At 63.0% G+C, this 16,967-nt stretch carries 20 protein-coding genes; 11 read left to right on the forward strand and 9 right to left on the reverse strand.

The genetic code is table 11. The annotated features are described in order from the left end of the window. Nucleotides 1–91: 91 nt before the first annotated feature. Nucleotides 92–922, reverse strand: a complete 831-nt coding sequence (gene ppk2, locus AB5Y53_RS18555) for a polyphosphate kinase 2 (RefSeq protein ID WP_368182823.1) — start codon at nucleotides 920–922, stop codon at nucleotides 92–94. Nucleotides 923–1,040: 118 nt separating this feature from the next. On the opposite strand from ppk2, the gene AB5Y53_RS18560 reads away from it, so the two are divergent. Continuing rightward, nucleotides 1,041–1,847, forward strand: a complete 807-nt coding sequence (locus tag AB5Y53_RS18560; RefSeq protein WP_368182824.1) for an alpha/beta fold hydrolase — start codon at nucleotides 1,041–1,043, stop codon at nucleotides 1,845–1,847. A 66-nt stretch (nucleotides 1,848–1,913) separates the two neighbouring features. On the opposite strand, the gene AB5Y53_RS18565 is transcribed toward AB5Y53_RS18560, so the two are convergent. The 3 genes from AB5Y53_RS18565 to AB5Y53_RS18575 all read right to left on the reverse strand — a co-directional run bounded on the left by AB5Y53_RS18565 (nucleotide 1,914) and on the right by AB5Y53_RS18575 (nucleotide 4,260). Next, on the reverse strand, nucleotides 1,914–2,723 hold the full coding sequence (locus AB5Y53_RS18565) for a MipA/OmpV family protein (RefSeq protein WP_368182826.1): 810 nt from the start codon (nucleotides 2,721–2,723) through the stop codon (nucleotides 1,914–1,916). A 174-nt stretch (nucleotides 2,724–2,897) separates the two neighbouring features. Further along, complete coding sequence (locus tag AB5Y53_RS18570) at nucleotides 2,898–3,968, reverse strand: AI-2E family transporter (RefSeq protein ID WP_029314318.1); 1,071 nt, start codon at nucleotides 3,966–3,968, stop codon at nucleotides 2,898–2,900. A 22-nt stretch (nucleotides 3,969–3,990) separates the two neighbouring features. Continuing rightward, on the reverse strand, nucleotides 3,991–4,260 hold the full coding sequence (locus tag AB5Y53_RS18575) for a sulfurtransferase TusA family protein (protein WP_042880621.1): 270 nt from the start codon (nucleotides 4,258–4,260) through the stop codon (nucleotides 3,991–3,993). A gap of 127 nt (nucleotides 4,261–4,387) precedes the next feature. Between AB5Y53_RS18575 and AB5Y53_RS18580 the strand changes: the two genes are divergently transcribed. Next, on the forward strand, nucleotides 4,388–5,842 hold the full coding sequence (locus tag AB5Y53_RS18580; RefSeq protein WP_223918331.1) for a M48 family metalloprotease: 1,455 nt from the start codon (nucleotides 4,388–4,390) through the stop codon (nucleotides 5,840–5,842). Nucleotides 5,843–5,975: 133 nt separating this feature from the next. Here the strand turns inward: AB5Y53_RS18580 and AB5Y53_RS18585 are convergent, their stop codons facing one another. Then, on the reverse strand, nucleotides 5,976–6,455 hold the full coding sequence (locus tag AB5Y53_RS18585; protein WP_102948257.1) for a TlpA disulfide reductase family protein: 480 nt from the start codon (nucleotides 6,453–6,455) through the stop codon (nucleotides 5,976–5,978). 60 nt (nucleotides 6,456–6,515) lie between these two features. Here AB5Y53_RS18585 and arsC point away from each other — a divergent pair, with 60 nt between their 5' ends. From arsC to AB5Y53_RS18600, 3 genes are all read left to right on the forward strand, one after another. Further along, nucleotides 6,516–6,866, forward strand: coding sequence for an arsenate reductase (glutaredoxin) (gene arsC, locus AB5Y53_RS18590; RefSeq protein ID WP_010674260.1), 351 nt, complete (start codon nucleotides 6,516–6,518; stop codon nucleotides 6,864–6,866). After that, nucleotides 6,863–7,237 (forward strand): DUF2069 domain-containing protein, encoded by a 375-nt coding sequence (locus AB5Y53_RS18595; RefSeq protein WP_069785092.1) that lies wholly within the window; start codon nucleotides 6,863–6,865, stop codon nucleotides 7,235–7,237. The genes arsC and AB5Y53_RS18595 overlap by 4 nt, the downstream gene beginning before the upstream one ends. A 248-nt stretch (nucleotides 7,238–7,485) precedes the next feature. After that, entirely contained in the window at nucleotides 7,486–8,556 is a 1,071-nt protein-coding gene (locus AB5Y53_RS18600) for a linear amide C-N hydrolase (RefSeq protein WP_368182827.1), read from the forward strand. 38 nt (nucleotides 8,557–8,594) lie between these two features. Here the strand turns inward: AB5Y53_RS18600 and AB5Y53_RS18605 are convergent, their stop codons facing one another. After that, nucleotides 8,595–9,206 (reverse strand): ACP phosphodiesterase, encoded by a 612-nt coding sequence (locus AB5Y53_RS18605; protein WP_368182829.1) that lies wholly within the window; start codon nucleotides 9,204–9,206, stop codon nucleotides 8,595–8,597. After that, on the reverse strand, nucleotides 9,203–9,526 hold the full coding sequence (locus AB5Y53_RS18610; protein WP_048207370.1) for a hypothetical protein: 324 nt from the start codon (nucleotides 9,524–9,526) through the stop codon (nucleotides 9,203–9,205). The genes AB5Y53_RS18605 and AB5Y53_RS18610 overlap by 4 nt, the downstream gene beginning before the upstream one ends. A 65-nt stretch (nucleotides 9,527–9,591) precedes the next feature. Between AB5Y53_RS18610 and AB5Y53_RS18615 the strand changes: the two genes are divergently transcribed. Both AB5Y53_RS18615 and iadA read left to right on the forward strand, forming a co-directional pair. Next, nucleotides 9,592–10,371 (forward strand): ABC transporter substrate-binding protein, encoded by a 780-nt coding sequence (locus AB5Y53_RS18615; RefSeq protein WP_368182830.1) that lies wholly within the window; start codon nucleotides 9,592–9,594, stop codon nucleotides 10,369–10,371. 58 nt (nucleotides 10,372–10,429) lie between these two features. Then, entirely contained in the window at nucleotides 10,430–11,560 is a 1,131-nt protein-coding gene (iadA, locus tag AB5Y53_RS18620) for a beta-aspartyl-peptidase (protein ID WP_124244637.1), read from the forward strand. 82 nt (nucleotides 11,561–11,642) lie between these two features. Here iadA and AB5Y53_RS18625 read toward each other — a convergent pair whose 3' ends face one another. Then, nucleotides 11,643–12,545: a lysine exporter LysO family protein gene (locus AB5Y53_RS18625; protein ID WP_113725220.1), complete on the reverse strand. Its 903-nt coding sequence runs from the start codon at nucleotides 12,543–12,545 to the stop codon at nucleotides 11,643–11,645. A 532-nt stretch (nucleotides 12,546–13,077) separates the two neighbouring features. On the opposite strand from AB5Y53_RS18625, the gene AB5Y53_RS18630 reads away from it, so the two are divergent. The 4 genes from AB5Y53_RS18630 to AB5Y53_RS18645 all read left to right on the forward strand — a co-directional run bounded on the left by AB5Y53_RS18630 (nucleotide 13,078) and on the right by AB5Y53_RS18645 (nucleotide 16,229). Further along, on the forward strand, nucleotides 13,078–13,848 hold the full coding sequence (locus AB5Y53_RS18630) for an ABC transporter ATP-binding protein (RefSeq protein ID WP_368182831.1): 771 nt from the start codon (nucleotides 13,078–13,080) through the stop codon (nucleotides 13,846–13,848). A 65-nt stretch (nucleotides 13,849–13,913) separates the two neighbouring features. After that, nucleotides 13,914–14,687 (forward strand): ABC transporter substrate-binding protein, encoded by a 774-nt coding sequence (locus tag AB5Y53_RS18635; protein WP_041212797.1) that lies wholly within the window; start codon nucleotides 13,914–13,916, stop codon nucleotides 14,685–14,687. Nucleotides 14,688–14,792: 105 nt separating this feature from the next. Beyond that, a complete protein-coding gene (locus AB5Y53_RS18640) occupies nucleotides 14,793–15,533 on the forward strand; it encodes an ABC transporter permease (protein WP_010674269.1) in 741 nt (246 codons plus the stop codon). Between the two features lie 3 nt (nucleotides 15,534–15,536). After that, the gene (locus AB5Y53_RS18645) at nucleotides 15,537–16,229 is read left to right on the forward strand and encodes an ABC transporter permease (protein WP_010674270.1); all 693 of its coding nucleotides are present in this window, start codon (nucleotides 15,537–15,539) and stop codon (nucleotides 16,227–16,229) included. A 57-nt stretch (nucleotides 16,230–16,286) separates the two neighbouring features. Here the strand turns inward: AB5Y53_RS18645 and AB5Y53_RS18650 are convergent, their stop codons facing one another. Then, complete coding sequence (locus AB5Y53_RS18650; RefSeq protein ID WP_103243373.1) at nucleotides 16,287–16,928, reverse strand: energy-coupling factor ABC transporter permease; 642 nt, start codon at nucleotides 16,926–16,928, stop codon at nucleotides 16,287–16,289. Nucleotides 16,929–16,967 lie beyond the last annotated feature (39 nt).

Below are 16,967 nucleotides of genomic sequence, written 5' to 3' on the forward strand. Positions count from 1 at the left end.
CAATGCCTTTTGCCGGTCGCAAGACCGGCTTTTTATTGCCCGTCATCCGAAGCCCGGGTTCCGGCCAGCGGGTGCGGCTGGCCGGGGCCCGTCACTGCCCGTGCTTGTCTGACTCGAGGGCGGCGGTGACGTCCGGCACGAAGTGCTGGCTGGTGAGCGGCGGGCGCTCATACCCTTCGGTCTTGATGGGGGGCAGGGTGATGGGCTCGTAGTGGATCGCCTCGTAGGGCACCTTGCCAAGGAGGTGGGAGATGCAGTTGAGGCGGGCGCGGCGCTTGTCATCGGCGTCCACCACGAACCAGGGGCAATCCTCGGTATCCGTGTAGGTGAACATGTCATCCTTGGCGCGGGAATACTCGACCCAGCGGGAGCGGGATTGCAGATCCATGGGGCTGAATTTCCAGCGCTTGATGGGAGTGTTGATGCGCTCCTTGAACCGTTTCTCCTGCTCTTCGTCGCTGACCGAGAACCAGTATTTGATGAGGGTGATGCCGGAGCGGATCAACATCCGCTCGAATTCGGGGCAGGCGCGCAGGAATTCGCGATACTCGTCGTCGCTGCAAAAGCTCATCACCCGTTCGACCCCGGCCCGGTTGTACCAGGAGCGGTCAAAAAGCACCATCTCGCCCGCCGAGGGCAGGTGCGCCACGTAGCGCTGGAAGTACCACTGGGTGCGTTCCCGATCCGAGGGGGCGGGCAGGGCGGTGACCCGGCAGACCCGGGGGTTGAGGGGCTCGGTGATCGCCTTGATGACGCCCCCCTTGCCCGCGGCGTCGCGCCCCTCGAACAGCACCACCACTTTGAGCCCCTCCTGCTTGACCCACTCCTGTAACTTGACCAGCTCCTCCTGCAGGTGGGCGAGGTGATGTTCGTAGGTCTTCTTGTCCAGACGGGGGCGTTTCTTGCTCTTTTCCTTGGCCATCATCCTCTCCTTGGTGACTCCTCGTTGTGAGTCTCTCCAGCTTGCACCAGGCGAGCACCCCTGCCAAGGGTGGCGTGTTACACTGCCGCCTCATCAGCCGCTGGCAACAGGAGAAAACATGAAGCAGTTTATGGAGATAGCGGGCCGCCGCATGGCCTATCTGGACGAGGGGCAGGGTCCGGCACTGCTCTTTGGCCACAGCTACCTGTGGGACAGTGCCATGTGGGCACCGCAAATCGAGGCCCTCAAGGAGCATTATCGCTGCATCGTGCCCGAGCTTTGGGGTCACGGGGATTCCGATGTGCTGCCCGAGGGGCCCTGCACCCTGGCGACCCTGGCCCGGGATCACCTGGCGCTGCTCGATGCCCTTGGCATCGATGAGTGCGTGCTGGTGGGGCTCTCCATCGGTGGAATGTGGGGCGTGGAGCTGGCGCGCATGGCGCCTGTTCGCCTCAAGGGCCTGGTGCTGATGGACAGCTTCGTCGGCCTTGAACCCCAGATCACCTGCGAGCGCTATCTCGGCATGCTGGCGATGATCGAGCAGGTCGGCGCCGTGCCTGCGCCCATCGCCGATCAGGTGGCGCCGCTCTTCTTCGCCCATCAACCGGACGCGGCCCTGATGGCCGGTTTCAAGGCCCGGCTGGCCCAATGGCCCGCCGACAAGGTGGCGAGCCTGGTGGCGGTGGGGCGAAGCTTCGTGACCCGGGAGGACCGCATCGACTGGCTCGAAGAGATGAGTCTGCCCGCACTGGTGATGACGGGGTGCGAGGACAAGGCTCGCCCTGTGCTGGAGGGGTATCTGATGGCCGAGGTGCTAGGGTGCCCGTTCAAGGAGATCCCGGGGGCCGGTCACATCTCGACCCTGGAGAACCCCGCGTTCATCAACCGGGCGCTGGCGGCATTTCTCGCCGAAGTGGCAGGGTGACGCTGCGCCGGATAGCCGTAAAAAAGGAGCCATGGGCTCCTTTTTTGTTGTCGAGCCCGGATGGGGCTACCAGATGTAGCCCACCCCGAAGCCTGCATAGAGTTCTCCCTGATGCTGGACGATGGGGCTGTCCGCGATGTCGTCGTCGTAGCGCTCGTAGTTGATGTCAAAGCCGCCAATCCAGTTGGCGCTGAAGCGATAGCTGCCGATGAGGGAGACCATGGGGGAGAGGGTGGTGCCCGTGTTCCACGCCGGCCTGTCCGCCCTCGCTTCGTCTTGCGAGACACCGCCGAAGTAGTAGTTGGCGAGGTTGTGGCTGCGCAGCATGACGCCGGCTCCCGGCATCAGCAACAGGGGGCCGCGGATGATGGGGAAGTTGGCCCACAGCATCAGCTCCTGACCGTTGCTGGTGCCGGTCACATCTGTGGTGGCCCGCACGCTCCAGAGGGCGTAGGGAGTGATGAGATCGGCCCCAACGCCGGCCTCGAACTGCCCCTTGCGCTTCTCCATGCCATGGAGGAAGGGATCGTCGTCCGGGTCCAGGTTGCCAAAGCGCATCCGGCCGAAGGCATAGGTCGAGAGGTTGCCATCCCGGCTGAGGTAGTAGCGGGCCCGATCCCCCAGATACATCAGGTTGTCACCAAAATAGAGGGCCCCCGGGATGGGCATCAGGGTGTCGTCCTGGTGCTGGTAACGGGCCTGACCGCCGATGACGGCCCCGCCCAGCACCAGCCCCTTGGGAATGGGGCTGTCGGGGCTGTCGCTGGAGAAGGCGCTGAGGGCCCCGATATCGAGGTCTGCCCGGACGGGTGAGCAGAGCAGCAGTGCCAGAAAGGCACCCAGAGAGGCATGGCGCAGGGCAGGGAGTGGGGGCATGACAGATCCTTGTCGGTGGGTGGGCAGTGGTAACGAACCAGACCAGCGTAGCAAGTCAGACGGATATCGGCTTTCAATTAAAACCGACAAGGCAAGCATGAGCCAGCGTCACGGAGGTGCTGCTGGTGGCCGGTATCTGGAAGGGGCGAGACCCGGCCTCGCCCCTTGCCAGGGTCAGGGGGCGGGGCGGGGGAGATCTTCCCGCTTGGGCCAGGCATTGAGCACCGCCTTGACCAGGGTGGCGAGGGGGATGGCGAAGAAGACGCCCCAAAAGCCCCACAGACCGCCAAACACCAACACGGCGATGATGATGGCCACCGGGTGCAGGTTGACCGCCTCGGAGAAGAGCAGGGGGACCAGCAGGTTGCCGTCGAGGGCCTGGATCACGAAATAGGCCACCATCAGCCAGGCGAAGTCGGGGGTCAGCCCCCACTGGAACAGGGCCACCATGGCCACCGGCACGGTCACCGCGGCGGCGCCGATATAGGGGATGAGCACGGAGAAGCCCACCGCGACCGCCAGCAGGGCGGAGTAGCGCAATCCCATCAGGGCGAAGGGCACATAGGTGGCGATGCCGACTATGACGATCTCGATCACCTTGCCGCGGATGTAGTTGATGATCTGGTCGTTCATCTCCACCCAGACCCGGTTCACCAGGGTGCGGTTGCGGGGCAGGAAGCGGCGCAGGCCTCCCATCAGCACCTGTTTGTCCTTGAGCATGAAGAAGACCATCAGGGGCACCAGGATGGCGTAGATGAGGATGGCCACCACGTTGATGAGGGAGCTCAAAGAGGCGCTCACCAGTTGTTCACCACCGGTCAGGATGCGCTGGCGAATGTTGTCGATGATGGTCTCCACCAGGCTGACGTCGATGATCTCGGGGTATTTTTCCGGCAGGGTGCGGACATAGTCCTGGGCATGGGCCAGCATGGCGGGCGCCTCCTTGGCCAGGTTGACCCCCTGGCTCACCAGCGTCGGGATGAGGCCCAGCAGCATCAGGGTCGTTACCGTGATGAACAACAGCAGGACCAGGCTGGTGGCGACGGTGCGAGAAAGCCCGCCCCGTTGCAGGCGACTCACCGGCCACTCCAGCAGATAGGCCATCACCAGGGCCACCAGCAGCGGTGCCAGCAGATCCCCAAACAGCCAGAGCACGGCAAAGCAGAAGACCAGCAGCAGGAAGAGGGTGACGGCATCGGGGTCGGAAAAACGGGTCTGATACCAGCGCTTCAATACATCTAACATCGAGGCTTCCTTGAATGGCGGCTCACGGGGTGGGTGGCATGGGCTCGGGGGCGAGCAGGGCGTCCCGGGGGGGACGGGCAACGACGAGCAGCAGGGAGAGGCGGGCAGCTGACTCTTCCCGGGTCTGGACATGGTGACCCTGACGGCGCAGATAGGCGGGAATATCCTGCCGGGAGCCTGCATCACCGAGCTGGATGCACACGGATTGACCGGGCCGGGCCTGGCGCAACCAGAGCTTGAGCCGGATGAGGGGCTCGGGACAACGCCAGGGGGTCAGGTCGAGCTGTTCCATGAGAACTCCATCGCGTGCGTGGCGGTCATTATGGCCGTGATGAGAGGATGAAACAACGCTTGTGGGCCTTGAATGGCAAGGGTATTCTGCCGATGCCCGCTGGGGTCTGATTGGAGATAGAGATAACGTGGCACGTTTTTCCCCCCTGATAGCATCGCTTCCCCTGTTGGTCACCCTGATGGGGGCGACCTTCCACGCCCAGGGGAGCAACCAGTTGCCCGACATCGGTACCGCCGGGGTCGCCGCACTGCCCATCGAGCAGGAGGTGCGTTACGGCAACGCCTTCATGCGTTTTGCCCGAGCGGGCCTGCCCATCATCGATGACCCCGTGCTCAACGAATACATCGACGATCTGGGCCAGCGGCTGCTGACCAATGCCGACGGGGTGCGCTTCCCGTTCACCTTCTTCCTCATCAACGATCCCAGCATCAACGCGGCGGCCTTCCTCGGTGGCCGGGTCAAGGTGCACACCGGCCTCTTCCTTTACGCCGAGAGCGAGAGCGAGCTGGCCTCGGTACTGGCCCACGAAATCACCCACGTGACCCAGCGTCACATCGCCCGTTACATGGAGGCACAGGCGAGCAGCTCCGCGATGACCCTGGCCGGCCTGGTGGGCTCCATTGCACTCGCGGTGATCAACCCCACCGCCGGCATCGCGGCCTTGCAGACCACGCTTGGCTTGTCGATGCAGTCGGCCATCAACTACACCCGGGACAACGAATACGAGGCGGATCGCATCGGCATGAAGACGCTGTATGACGCCGGGTTCGATCCCATGGGCATGGCCAACTTCTTCCAGAAGCTGGCGGCGGAGTACCGCTATGCCAGCAAGCCGCCAGAGATGTTGCTGACTCACCCCCTGCCGGAGACCCGGATCAGCGAAGCCCGTGCCCGGGCCGGGAGCTATGGCGCGCGCGCCCTGCCGCCGAGCCTGGACTTCTGGCTGGCCAAGGTGCGCATCCAGGTGCGCTATGGCACCGAGACGCCCCAGGCGCTGCTCACCTACTTCGACAGCCGCCTGCAGAAGGGGGATTACCCCCTCAAGGATGCCGCCATCTATGGCAAGGCGCTGGCCCTGTTGCAGCTCAAGCGCACCGACGAGGCTGACACCCTGATGCAGGAGCTGGCGACCCGTCACCCGGAGGATCTCTTCGTGGTGGATGCCCTGACCGACATCGATCTCGCCAAGGGGCGCAGCGCCCAGGCCATCGCCAGACTGGAGCGCTTCCGCACCCGGATGCCGGACAACGAGGTGGTGGTGGTGAACCTCGGCAACGCCTATCTGGAGGGGGGGAACTACAAGAAGTCCATCGCCATCCTGGACCCTTATGCCCGGGAGCACGACGAGAACAGCCTGGCCTGGAGCCTGCTGTCTGACGCCTACCGCAAGGCGGGCAGAATGACGGACCTGCACATGGCACGGGCGGAGACCCTTTCCCTGCGCGGGGACTACCAGGCGGCCATCGACGAACTGATCGTGGCCCGGGGCACCACCAGCGACAAGCTGACCCTGGCCCGCATCGAGGCGCGCATCACCCAGCTGGAGCGGGCCAAGAAGGATCTGGACAGCCTCAAGGGCTGAGTCCGGAGCGGGTTGATGGCAGGCGGGGTGCTCCTTTGGGGGCACCCCGCCTTGTTTTGCAGGCTAAAATAGGGCCTTTCATCGGTTTCAACGCATCTTGATGATGAAGAAATGAGAGTGATGGATGGCTCTGCTATGGGGCGCTCGCCACGCGGCGTTTTATCTCGGCGAGCTTCTGTTCGTCCAGCTCTCCCACCAGGGTCTCCAGCAGCGTGCCCCTGGCATCGAGCAGATAGCTGGTGGGCAGCGCCCCGGGCCTTGGGAACGGGAGGCGGGCGTCGTCATCCGGGATCATCAGGGGAACCCTGATGGCGTGGCGCTGTGCCAGCTCGGTCAGTTCGGCGGGGGAGGCGGGGTCATAGTTGATGGCGATCACCCGGATCCGCCCTTCCTGGTGCAATGTTGCCAGCAAGGGCATCTCCCGCAGGCAGGGGGCGCACCAGGGGGCGAAGTAGTTGACCAGCAGCGGCTTGCCACCGAGATCCGCGAGGCTGACCTTCTTTCCCGCGCCGTCGGTGAAGTCGGGTGCCGGGCTGCAGGCCCCCAGCAGGGTTGCCACAATCAGCCAACAGATCCGTTTCATTTCCATAGCCTTCCCGCTTACCCTGACCATCCGTTTCCCCTACAATAGCGCCATTTCTTGTCCCATCTTGCGATTAATCAGGGAGTTATCATGAGCGAGACCCAAATCTACCACAATCCGCGCTGCTCCAAGAGCCGTGAAACCCTGGCCTTGCTGGAACAGCACGGGGTCGCCCCCGAGGTGGTGCTCTATCTGGAGCAGGCCCCGAGCGAGGCACAGATCCGCACCCTCCTGAGTCAGCTTGGCTTCACGGATCCCCGACAGCTGATGCGCACCAAGGAAGATCTCTACAAGGAGCTGGGGCTCGGCGAGGTGAGCGGCGATGACCTCATTCGTGCCATGCACCAGCACCCCAAGCTCATCGAGCGCCCCATCGTCATCAAGAACGGGCAGGCCCGCATCGGTCGTCCGCCCGAGCAGGTGCTGGAGATCCTCAAGTGACCACCCGCTTCGCTCGCCTGCTGACCCTGGCCGGTTTTTTCGGCCTGCTGGCCTGGGTGCTGCTCTGGCACCTCTGGCTCTCGCCCCACCCGGATCTTGCCCCCTGGCTGTTGCCGGTGATCTGGACGGTGCCGCTGCTCTTCCCCCTCAAGGGCATAGTACAGGGCAATCCCTACACCCACGCCTGGGGCAATTTCGTGCTGATGCCCTACTTCCTGCACGCCCTGACCCTGATCACCACGGATGAGGGGGAGCGGTGGCTGGCGGTGGTGGAGCTGGTGCTCACCACCCTGGCGTTTGTGGGCACCATCTATTACGCTCGCCTGCGCGGCCGCGAGCTGGGGCTGAGTATCCGCAAGAAGGAAGGCTGAGCCCCTCCCTGTCCGCCTGCTGGCGGGCAGGGTATGTGTCTGAAACCGACGCAAGCCAGCGAATGGCATCTGGCGGTATCGCCCCGAAGTGGCTTGCTTATCTCTTTGATTAATTTATGGATATTGATCGCTGATTGGCAGGGAAGCGCCTCTGTTGGCAGATCTGTCACCTGGCTTGCCAGTCTCAGTCAGCCCCTGTTATGCAAAAAGGGGTATGCTTGTGTTTTCACCAGACTCGAGTGATCCATATGACAATCCTGCGTTCCCCCCTGTTGCACAAGACCCTGCTGGCCCTGACCGTCTCCCTCTCCGTCAGTTCCCTCGCCGATGCCTGTACCCGCGCCGTCTATCAGGGGGAGGGAGCGCTGGTGGTGACCGGTCGTACCATGGACTGGCGCAGCGCCATGCCGACCAATCTCTGGGCGCTGCCCCGTGGCATCGCGCGGGAAGGGGAGGCCGGCGCGCACTCCATGACGTGGACGTCGCGCTACGGCTCCGTGGTGGCGGCAGGCTTCGATGCAGGCACCGCCGACGGCATGAACGAGAAGGGGCTGGTGGCCAACCTGCTCTATCTGACCGAGTCCGAGTATGTGACCCCGAGCGACAAGGATCCGCGCAAGACTCTCTCCATCTCGCTCTGGGCCCAGTACGCGCTGGACAACTTCGCCACCGTGGCCGAGGCGGTCGAGGCCCTGTCGAAGGAGGAGTTCTATGTGGTGACCACCCTGACCCCGGATGGCAAGCCGGGCCAGCTGCACCTCTCCCTCTCCGATGCGAGCGGCGATTCCGCCATCTTCCAGTACGTGGGGGGCAAGCTGCAGATCTACCACGACCGCAGCTATCAGGTGATGACCAACTCGCCGACCTTTGACAAGCAACTGGCCCTCAACGACTACTGGGAGGAGATTGGCGGTCTCACCATGCTGCCCGGCACTAACCGCTCGGCGGACCGTTTTGCCCGCGCCTCCTTCTACATCAAGACCCTGCCAAAGACCGACCAGGCCAACGAGGCGGTGGCCGGGGTGATGAGCGTGATGCGCAACGTCTCGGTACCCATGGGGATCAGCACCCCGGATCAGCCCAACATCTCCACCACCCTGTGGCGCAGCGTGGCGGATCAGCAGCATCGCCGCTATTTCTTCGAGCTGACCCATCTGCCCAACACCTTCTGGGTGAGCATGGACAAGCTGGATCTCGCCGAGGGGGCCCCGGTGCGCAAGTTGCCCCTGACCGAGCAGCAGCTCTATGCGGGGGAGACGGCGGAGAAATTCGTCCCGGCCAAGGCGTTTCGCTTCCTGCCGGCCAGCCCCAAGGCCTGAGCATTCCCCCTATGACAACGCCCCGCTCGGGGCGTTTTTTATGGTGGGGATGAGGTGGCCGTGCGGTGGGCGGCGATCTGCGCCTCGCAAAAGCGCATCAGCTCCGGGTAGAAGTGCAGGAAGGCGTGCTCGGCCTCGATCCAGCGAGCCTGATCCAGGGCGTGGAGCGCCTCCCCGAGCGGCACGGGGCGGCGCAGCCGACGACCGATGCCGTTGAGGGCCGCCCCCACCCCTTCCCGGTACTGGTAGGAGGCCAGCCAGTCCTGCTCGGCCATGCGCCGCAGGGCCATCGGCAGGCCCTGTGGCAGGCTGTGGTGATCCAGGAGAAGCTGACCATAGCTCTGCGCCAGAAAGCGGGACAGGGGGGCTGCGCTGAACCTCTGCCAGTGCTGGCTGAGCCAGTGATCGTAGAGCATGTCCACCACAATGCCGCCGAAGCGGCGCCAGGGGGGGGCGAAGCTCGCCACGGCGGCCCGATGGGCCGGGTGGGCATCGGTGAAGGCGTCTATCTTGCGGTGCAGCCAGATCCCCTCGTCGAAGTGGTCAGCCAGACCCGTCGGCAGCGGGCCCTTGATGAAGTCCCCCAGCAGGTTGCCGGTGAGGGAGCTGCCGGTATGGGCCGCCAGATGGAGGTGGGCGAGAAAATTCATGGGATGGGGCTCGCGTGCCTGGGCGTGAACGGGTGATCCGAGACTAACGAATCGTGGCCGGATTGACCATGGGCAGGATGTTTCATCCCCAAGTCCCCTTGCCGGGCAAATTTGAGGCGTGGTAAGGTGCTTGCCATCTTTGTCACAGGACGCGACAAATCACCATGATGCGCAAAGCCAGAGGCTTTTTTCTGGCCTTCTACTTCAAGCCTTTCTATCTCTCCGAGTGGTTCGACGAATAGGTCGAGGCCCCGGAGCAGTTCATTGACGCCCATGGCGGCGTAATCCCGCTCATCTGCAATTTGCCGTTTGTTGGCCATCGCTTGCCTCTGCCTGCGATGCCTTGACCGCGCCTGTGCGCTTTTTATGTAATGGAGTACTCACGATGAAGACCACACTGACCCTGTCAGCCCTTGTTGCTGCCTGTCTGCTCGCCACCCCCGTCACCGCCAAGGAGTGGAAGACGGTACGCTTTGGCGTGGAGGGGGCCTATCCACCCTTCTCATGGACCGATGCGTCCGGAGAGATCAAGGGATTTGACATCGATCTTGCCAACGCCCTGTGCCAGCAGATGGCCGTCAGGTGCGAACTGGTGGCCCAGGATTGGGACGGCATGATCCCGGCCCTGCTGTCGCGCAAGTACGACGCCATCATCGCCGCCATGTCGATCACCGACGAGCGGCGCAAGAAGGTCGACTTCACCGAGAAATACGCCCACATTCCCAACCGCTTCGTGGCGGCCAGGGGCACCGAACTGACGCTGACGCCGGAAGGGATGGTGGGCAAGCGCATCGGCGTGCAGCGGGCCACCACCCACGACAAGTACCTGACCGACAACTTCGGCTCCAGCGTCACCATAGTGCGTTACGGCAGTGCCGATGAAGCCTACCTCGACCTGAAGGCGGGACGGGTGCTGGCTCTGCTGGCCGACGCCTCGGCCATCGAACAGGGGTTGCTTGGCAAGGAAGGGGGCGACAAGTACGACTATGTGGGGCCGGCCCTGACCGACCGTCAATGGTTTGGCGACGGCATGGGGATCGCGGTGCGCAAGGGGGATCAGGATCTCAGGGCCAAGCTGAACGACGCCATCAAGGCCCTGCGCGCCAACGGCAAGTATCAGGAGATCAACCGGAAGTACTTCAAGTACGATATCTATGGCGGTTGATGGGTAACAGTCGGAGGGAGCCTGCTCCCTCCTTTTTCATGCAGCAAGGAGAGACCCCATGTTGACCCTGATCGAGGGTGCGCAGATCCATAGTCCGGCCCCGCTCGGCCAGCAGGACCTGCTGGTGGCGGATGGCCGCATCGCCTGGATGGGCAAGGGACTGACGGTTCCGGCCGACTGGCCACTGACGCGGGTGGACGCTGGCGGCCGCTATCTGGTGCCCGGACTGGTAGACCCGCTCGCCCATATCACGGGAGGGGGCGGCGAGGGAGGCTTCGGCTTTCGCACGCCGGAGCTCTCGGCAAGGGAAGCTCTGGCGGCGGGGGTCACCACACTCGTGGCGGCGCTCGGCACCGACAGCCTGACCCGCAGCCCGGCCCAGGTGCTCGGCAAGGTACGCGAGTTTCGCGCCGCCGGGGTGAGCGCCTTCATGTACACCGGCTCCTACCACCTGCCGGTCAAGACCCTCACCGGCACGGTGGAGTCGGACATCATGCTGATCCCCGAAGTGCTGGGGGTGGGGGAGGTGGCCATCAGCGATCACAGGTCCAGCGCCCCCACCCACGACGAGCTGGCGCGCCTGGCGAGCGAGGCGCGGGTGGCCGGGCTGTTGTCGGGCAAAAGTGGCGTCAGCTTCTTTCACCTGGGAGATGGCCGCGGGGCGCTGGCGCCCCTGCGGGCCCTGCGCGATGACACCGACATCCCGCTTCGCCAGCTCTACCCCACTCACTGCAACCGCAATCCCTGGCTCTTTGCCGAGGCCATCGAGTGGGGTCGGGCAGGCGGCTGGGTCGACCTCACCACGTCGAGCTTCCCGGACCTGCTGGATGACGGGGAGCGGCTCGCGGCCGACGCCCTGGTGGCGTTGCTGGCGGCCGGCGTGCCCGTGGATCGCATCAGCTTCAGCTCGGACGCCAACGCCAGTCTGCCGCGCTTTGACGGCGAGGGGCGGCTCATCGAGCTGCGCTGCGGCCAGATAGGGAGCCTGTGGCAGGAGGTGGTGGCGGCCTGCGGCAAGGGGGTGGCGTTGGAGACGGCACTGGCGGTAGTGACGGCCAATCCGGCCAGGGCGTTGGGGCTTGCGAGCAAGGGTACCCTGGGGGTAGGGCAGGATGCGGATTTGCTGCTGATCGATCCTGATACGTTCACCATCGAGCGGGTGATGAGTGGGGGTCGGTGGCGCACCTGAATACCGGCGCCTGTCATTCAGCCCGCTCAGTTCATCAACAAAAAGCCCGGCAGCAGTGCCGGGCTTTTTCGTGCCATGGGGCTCAGATGGCCAGGAACCCCAGGATCAAAATGGGGCCGAGCAGGCTCAGGATAAAGCCGGAGACGATGGCCACCGGCACCACCTGGATGCCGCCGGATTTTTGGATGACAGGCAGGGTGAAGTCCAGCGCCGTGGCGCCGCCGTAGCCGATGGCGGCGCTGGGGTGGCGGCGCATCAGCACCGGGATGATGAGGATGGCGATAAGCTCGCGCCCCAGATCGTTGATGAAGGCGGCGGAGCCCAGCACCGGGCCCAGCTTGTCCGCTACCAGGATGCCGGAGAGCGAATACCAGCCAAAACTGGAGCTCATCGCGAGGCCATGGGCAAAGGGCATGCCGAGCAGCTGGGCGGCCAGCAGGCTGCCGAGCCAGCTGCTGAGGATGACGGTGAGCGCGATCTTCATGCCCCAGGGGTTGAGCAGGATCTGGCGCAGGCGCATGCCGGAGTTGCGCATCTGGATGCCGATGAGCAAGAGCAGCAGCATCAGGGCCCACTCGCTCCACTTGTCGATGGGCAGGGCGCGCAGGTCCACCACCAGCCCCAGCAAGACGCCCCCCAGCACCACGAAACAGAGCTGGAGGGATTCCCACAACAGGTGCAGCTTGCTCGGCATCTTGCCGTCACTGGCCTCGTGGGTGGGGGGGCTGCGTTTGTCCAGCCACCACAGGGCCAGCAGGTTGCAGAGGGTAATGGCTGCGAGCATCACCCCTGCCACCTTGAAGATCACTGCCAGGTTGCTGCCCAGGTTCTCCACATAGGCCAGCCCCAGCCCCATCAGGAACAGGATGAGGTAGACCATCTTGCCCAGGGACTGGTTGACCAGCTTGATCAGACGGGCGGAAGAGAGGGGAACCAGATAGCCGATCACCAGCGGCAGCAGGATCAGCAACACATTGAGCAACATCGGGGCCTCGATCACAAAACGTGGAAAAACGGCACCTTATCACGACTTGTTGCACCTGTGTCACGGATCTGTGCATCAGCATGGCCCATACGGGACTTTTTTATCATATTGTTGTGTTTTTTGATGACAGTCGGCTCTGTACGCAAACGGGGAAAGAGGGCCACATCACCTGAAAAATCAATTTCATCCCCATGAAATGACGAGAGAAGGGGAATCTGCCCGGGTGAATAAAGTCCTTTGGGGTGACATCTGACGGATATGGTGAAATATGCTTGCTACCAGTGCGCTGCGGGTATAAAAGAGCGGTAGAGAAGGTGCGACGAAAATTGGATTTTATGCAGACAAAGTGCTGAAAAATACTCAATAGGCCAATAAAAATACAGATAAAACACCAAATACCTCGGTTCTGTATTGTTTTTTCACTACCTCAATGATATTTTCGCTGAAGGTTGCCATCGGTTAACGTTTTGTTAAATGGACGATGGTGGAGTCACGCCGAAGCGGCGTCTAGGGACAGACAAGGTTGTAATGGATGAGCGACGTTGCCGCACTGGAAGTTCGTGATCTGCACAAGTATTTTGGCACCCACGAAGTGCTCAAGGGCATCGATATGACGGCCCACAAGGGGGATGTGATCTCCCTCATCGGCTCCTCGGGTTCGGGGAAGTCGACCTTTCTACGCTGTATCAATCTGCTTGAAACCCCCTCATCGGGCAGCGTCTCCCTCCACGGGGAGCTGATCCGGATGAAAACCAGCCATTCCGGCGAACGCCTGCCGGAAGACATGCGCCAAGTGGAGCGTATCCGCAGCCGACTGGCCATGGTGTTTCAAAGCTTCAATCTCTGGTCCCACATGACCATCATGCAGAACATCATCGAAGTGCCCATCCAGGTACTCAAGGTGCCCCGTGCCGAGGCCATCGCCAAGGCGGAGCACCTGCTCAACCGGGTGGGGCTGTGGGAGCGTCGCGACTATTATCCCGGTCACCTCTCCGGCGGGCAGCAGCAGCGGGCCGCCATCGCCCGGGCGCTGGCGGTGGAGCCCGAGGTGATGCTGTTTGACGAGCCTACCTCGGCCCTCGACCCTGAACTGGTGGGGGAGGTCCTTGGCCTGATGCGCGAGCTGGCGGAAGAGGGGCGTACCATGATGGTGGTGACCCACGAGATGTCCTTCGCCCGCGATGTGTCGAACAAGGTGATGTTCCTGCACCAGGGGCGCGTGGAGGAGGAGGGCAATCCCAAGGAGATCTTCGCCCATCCCAAGTCGGAGCGATTCAAGCAATTCATCTCGTCCATTTATTGATGGACGGGATTCAATTTCAACCATCCGTACTTTCAACGATCGACGTGTTTATCAAGGAGAGATACATGAACAAGCTGATGCTGGCGACTGCCGTGATGACGGCCCTGTGTTCCGGTAGCCTGATGGCCAAGGAGTGGAAAGAGGTCCGGATCGGGGTGGAAGGGGCCTATCCCCCCTTCTCCTGGACCGAGCCGAGCGGCGAGGTGAAAGGCTTCGACATCGACATCGCCAACGCCCTGTGCGACGAGATGAAGGTGAAGTGCACCCTGATCAAGCAGGACTGGGACGGCATCATTCCGGCGCTGCTGTCGCGCAAGTATGACGCCATCATCGCCACCATGGACATCACCGAAGAGCGCAAGAAGAAGGTGGACTTCACCCAGAAGTACCAGCACATCCCGGCGCGCTTCGCCGCCAAGAAAGGGACCGAGATCCAGCTCGACAAGGCCTTCATGGACGGCAAGACCATCGCCGTGCAGCGTGCCACCTCCATGGATACCTACATCACCGACAACTTCCCCAATGCCACCATCAAGCGCTACGGCACTGCGGATGAAGCCTACCTCGATCTGAAATCCGGCCGTGTCGACTACGTGATGGCCGACTCCGCCGCCATCAGCGACGGCCTGCTGAAGAAGGAAGGGGGCGATGCCTTCGAGTTCATCGGCCCGAAACTGACCGATCCCAAGTGGTTTGGCGAGGGTGCCGGCATCGCTGTGCGCAAGGCTGACAAGGATCTGAAAGAGAAATTCAATGCCGCCATCCTGGCCCTGCGTGCCAATGGCAAGTACAAGGAAATCAACGACAAGTACTTCGACTTCGACGTGTACGGCGAGTAAGCCGACGTCAGGCGAACAACGACAGGTTGATCCCGTCAGTAGTCATCGGGCCCGTTGCCTTCCGCTGGGAGTGACGGGCCCGATTGCGATGGAGCTGCATTGCATATGTTTGATTTGAAAGGATACGAAACCTCTCTGCTGGAGGGGGCCTGGATCACCCTGGAGGTGGCGCTCGCCTCCCTGCTGCTGGCCCTGGTGCTCGGCATGCTGGGGGCCCTGGCCAAGCTCTCTCCCTACAAGTGGGCACGCGGCATCGCGGCGGCCTACACCACCGTCATTCGCGGCATCCCGGATCTGGTGCTGATGATGCTGCTCTTCTTCGGCGGCCAGGTGCTCATCAACGGGATCTGTACCTGGGTCAACGAGGCCTACAACAACCACCTGCTGGCGAGCAACCCGAACCAGGAGTGGGTCTCCCTGCTGCCCGATTACATCGACATCAGCCCGTTTGCGGCCGGGGTCGCCACCATCGGCTTCATCTTCGGCGCCTACATGACCGAGACCTTCCGCGGCGCCATCCTGGCGGTGGACAAGGGGGAGCTCGAGGCGGCCCGTGCCTTCGGCATGCGGGCAAGCCAGGTCTTTGTGCGGATCCTCTTTCCCCAGATGATGCGCCACGCCCTGCCCGGGTTTGGCAACAACTGGCTGGTGCTGCTGAAAACCACTGCCCTGGTCTCCATCATCGGGCTCGATGACATGGTGCGAAAGGCGTCGCTCGCGGCGGGCTCGACCCAGCAGCCTTTCACCTTCTACATGGCGGTGGCGCTGATCTTCCTGGTCTTCACCGCAGTCTCTACCTCGGCGCTCAAGTGGGCCGAGCGTCACTACGCCATCAAGACGAGGTAAGCCATGGATTTCTCGATCATTCTCAAGGAGTGGCCCACCTACTGGGAGGGTCTCTATACCACCATCTGGCTGGTGGCCGCCTCGCTCATGCTGGGGCTCATGCTGGCGGTGCCCATGGGCATACTGCGCAACAGCCGCAACTGGTTGATAAAGGGGCCAATCTGGGCCTATATCTACTTCTTCCGTGGCACCCCGCTTCTGGTGCAGCTTTTCATCATCTACTACGGTGCCGCCCAGTGGGAGTGGCTCAAGAACAGTGCGGCCTGGTCCCTCTTCTCGGAAGCCTGGTTCTGTGCCCTGCTGGCGTTCACTCTCAACACCGGTGCCTACACCGCCGAGATAGTGCGTGGCGCCGTGATGAACATGCCCAAGGGGCAGATAGAAGCGGCAAGCGCCTTCGGCATGACCCGCTGGCAGACCCTCACCCGCATCATCCTGCCCAACTCGTTTCGCCGTGCGCTGCCGGCCTACAGCAACGAGGTGATCTTCATGCTGCAGGGGTCGGCGGTGGCGGGCATCATCACCATCGTCGATCTGACGGGGGCGGCGCGGATCATCAACTCCCGCTACTACAGCCCGTTCGAGGCGTTCCTGACCGCAGGTCTGCTCTACATGCTGCTCACCTTCGTCATCGTCTGGTTGTTCAAGAAGTGGGAAGCCCGCTGGCATGCCCACCTGCGCCCGCGCAGCGTCTGACTGCCAGCAGAGAAAAAGCCCGCAACTGCGGGCTTCTTTTATGGACCACGGGCAGGCTCAGCGCCCCAGGTACTCCCTGTCGAAGAAGGTGTTGACCCAGTGGGGGCGATAGACGGCGAGCAGGGTCATGGTCATGCCGTTGAGGAGCGCCTCGGGGAAGAGTAGCAGCGGCCAGATGGAGAGGTAGTCGGCGCTGATGGTGTGCCAGGAGTAGGTGCCGCTCACCCCCATCAGCAGGGCGCTGGCGATCACCTTGGCCGAAATGCTCAGCGCCCCCCCCAGAAATGCCGCCACGAACAGATAGACGAAGAGGTGGCGAGGCAGCCAGGCCCAGCTCCCCAGAAACAGTAGCCAGCTGGTTGCCACCGGCAGGGCGACGCCGATGAGGGCTTGCCAGCCGATGTCGGTCAGGGGGATTACCCCGAAGTAAGCGAGGAGCAGCAGGGTGAGGCAGGGGGCGAGCAGGGCGAGGCGCCAGCCCAGCAGCAGGGTCAGGCTGGTGAGGCCGAGAAAGTGGATCTCGAGCCCCTCGTGCAACCCGGCCCGCAAGGTCCACAGCGGTACCAGCACGATGGCGCCGCCGAGGCAAAGATGCTGATAGAGCGGGTGGGCGCCAAGGGTGCGCAGCAGGGAGGCGTTCAGACTGAAGGCGAGCAGCACCAGCCAGAGCAGGAGGGCGGCAACTTGTCCTTCACTCATGAGCGGTTCCCCCGGATGCGGCTGTCGGTGATGGCGCCG

This window comes from Aeromonas sp. R7-5, from assembly GCF_040908015.1.
GTDB classification, from domain to species: Bacteria; Pseudomonadota; Gammaproteobacteria; order Enterobacterales; family Aeromonadaceae; genus Aeromonas; species Aeromonas caviae.

Excerpts from the sequence above, each read along its gene's own strand:
- iadA (WP_124244637.1), top strand. The coding sequence starts at position 10,430 with ATGTTGACCCTGATCGAGGGTGCGCAGATCCATAGTCCGGCCCCGCTC.
- AB5Y53_RS18615 (WP_368182830.1), top strand. The coding sequence starts at position 9,592 with ATGAAGACCACACTGACCCTGTCAGCCCTTGTTGCTGCCTGTCTGCTC.
- ppk2 (WP_368182823.1), bottom strand. The coding sequence starts at position 922 with ATGGCCAAGGAAAAGAGCAAGAAACGCCCCCGTCTGGACAAGAAGACC.
- AB5Y53_RS18575 (WP_042880621.1), bottom strand. The coding sequence starts at position 4,260 with ATGGAACAGCTCGACCTGACCCCCTGGCGTTGTCCCGAGCCCCTCATC.
- arsC (WP_010674260.1), top strand. The coding sequence starts at position 6,516 with ATGAGCGAGACCCAAATCTACCACAATCCGCGCTGCTCCAAGAGCCGT.
- AB5Y53_RS18610 (WP_048207370.1), bottom strand. The coding sequence starts at position 9,526 with ATGGCCAACAAACGGCAAATTGCAGATGAGCGGGATTACGCCGCCATG.
- AB5Y53_RS18650 (WP_103243373.1), bottom strand. The coding sequence starts at position 16,928 with ATGAGTGAAGGACAAGTTGCCGCCCTCCTGCTCTGGCTGGTGCTGCTC.
- AB5Y53_RS18635 (WP_041212797.1), top strand. The coding sequence starts at position 13,914 with ATGAACAAGCTGATGCTGGCGACTGCCGTGATGACGGCCCTGTGTTCC.
- AB5Y53_RS18585 (WP_102948257.1), bottom strand. The coding sequence starts at position 6,455 with ATGGTCAGGGTAAGCGGGAAGGCTATGGAAATGAAACGGATCTGTTGG.
- AB5Y53_RS18560 (WP_368182824.1), top strand. The coding sequence starts at position 1,041 with ATGAAGCAGTTTATGGAGATAGCGGGCCGCCGCATGGCCTATCTGGAC.
- AB5Y53_RS18630 (WP_368182831.1), top strand. The coding sequence starts at position 13,078 with ATGAGCGACGTTGCCGCACTGGAAGTTCGTGATCTGCACAAGTATTTT.
- AB5Y53_RS18645 (WP_010674270.1), top strand. The coding sequence starts at position 15,537 with ATGGATTTCTCGATCATTCTCAAGGAGTGGCCCACCTACTGGGAGGGT.
- AB5Y53_RS18570 (WP_029314318.1), bottom strand. The coding sequence starts at position 3,968 with ATGTTAGATGTATTGAAGCGCTGGTATCAGACCCGTTTTTCCGACCCC.
- AB5Y53_RS18565 (WP_368182826.1), bottom strand. The coding sequence starts at position 2,723 with ATGCCCCCACTCCCTGCCCTGCGCCATGCCTCTCTGGGTGCCTTTCTG.
- AB5Y53_RS18640 (WP_010674269.1), top strand. The coding sequence starts at position 14,793 with ATGTTTGATTTGAAAGGATACGAAACCTCTCTGCTGGAGGGGGCCTGG.
- AB5Y53_RS18600 (WP_368182827.1), top strand. The coding sequence starts at position 7,486 with ATGACAATCCTGCGTTCCCCCCTGTTGCACAAGACCCTGCTGGCCCTG.
- AB5Y53_RS18625 (WP_113725220.1), bottom strand. The coding sequence starts at position 12,545 with ATGTTGCTCAATGTGTTGCTGATCCTGCTGCCGCTGGTGATCGGCTAT.
- AB5Y53_RS18605 (WP_368182829.1), bottom strand. The coding sequence starts at position 9,206 with ATGAATTTTCTCGCCCACCTCCATCTGGCGGCCCATACCGGCAGCTCC.